We start from the raw sequence: 1,236 nt of genomic DNA, 5'->3' as shown, positions 1-1,236 counted from the left end.
TGTTTGCTTAAAGTTATCTATTTCTTGTTGCCAAGTTTGAGCTTGTTGTTCACTCACTTTACTCTGTAAGAAGTGCGCTTCATCAGCAAATGCACTCGCTTTTAGTGCACTTTCCCATTCGGTTTTAGCATCTTCCAGTCTACTATTCGCTTCCAACAGCCACCGTTGGTGAGTCGTCAACTGACTATCGACATTTGATTTCGCCAGCACAGCTTGTTGTAACTGCACTTGCGCAGATTCTAGGCCGTTATTCAGCTCAACAATTTGCTTGTGTATCTGAGTCAAGTCGTTTTCTAGTTGCTCTAGTGATGTGTATTTATCACCTAATGACGCAGTCAATTTCGCTAACTGCTGCTGATTTGCTTTAATCGTCGATTCATTTGCAGCCATCTGGTTTTGCAAATCGTTGATCTTACCTTCGCCAACCACACAACGTTGATTCAACTCGTTCACGCTTTGCTCAAGCTGAGCAATATTAATTGCGTTCAAATGCTGTAATCGTTCATTGAGTTGATGAATTGATGCCTGTAATGCTTGCAGCTCTAGGTTCACGTTCTGCCCCAACTCCGAAACCATTTGCTCAATTTGCTGCGTGTATTGAGCAATCACAATATTGTGTTGTTCCAGCTGGTTGCTCAATTGGTTCAGCGTGATTTGAGCCTCACGCTCCTGATGACGAGCCTGTTGAACTTGCTCTTTTGTGACTTCATCACCAACAAATTGAGCAGGCAGAGGATGTTCGGTACTACCACAAACGGGACACTTCTCTCCAGTTTGTAAACGAAGAGCAAGAACTGCCGCTTGCGCATTATGCCAACTGAGCTCTAACGCATCCGCTTCACGTTGAAGGTTTTCATAATAAGACTTGGCTTGAGTTACCGAGGCTTGTTTACTTGACGTCAATGCATCTAACTTTGAAAGCTCTTGATTTAAATTACCTAACTTTTGAAGATCCGACATCAAACGCTGCTGCTGTTTGATCTCTGCATCCACACCACCAATACTTGCGACATCAATGCGAGCTTGCTCCAACACTTTTTGCGCTTGCAGGGCGTCTTGCGTCAGTTTTTCCCTAAACACTATGTATTTTTTTAGCGTTTCTTCAAATTCTGATTTCTGCTGAAGTCCTGCAGCGATGGCACTATCCAGTTCAACCTTCTCGACCAACTTGCTTTTCATGCTTTCAAGTTGGTATTGCTGCTCTGTCAGCGTAGGAACCCGATTAGCTTGTTCTTT

General features: G+C 43.5%; 1 pseudogene. It reads right to left on the bottom strand.

Going from position 1 to position 1,236, the window contains the following annotated elements:
* Positions 1–1,236 (bottom strand): annotated as a pseudogene (locus tag R7F07_RS25040) (SMC family ATPase); the annotation flags it as partial.

Origin of the sequence: Vibrio sp. YT-16, from assembly GCF_033337405.1 — a bacterium.
Taxonomy (GTDB): Bacteria; Pseudomonadota; Gammaproteobacteria; order Enterobacterales; family Vibrionaceae; genus Vibrio; species Vibrio alginolyticus.
This window is presented reverse-complemented; position numbering and strand designations above follow the sequence as displayed.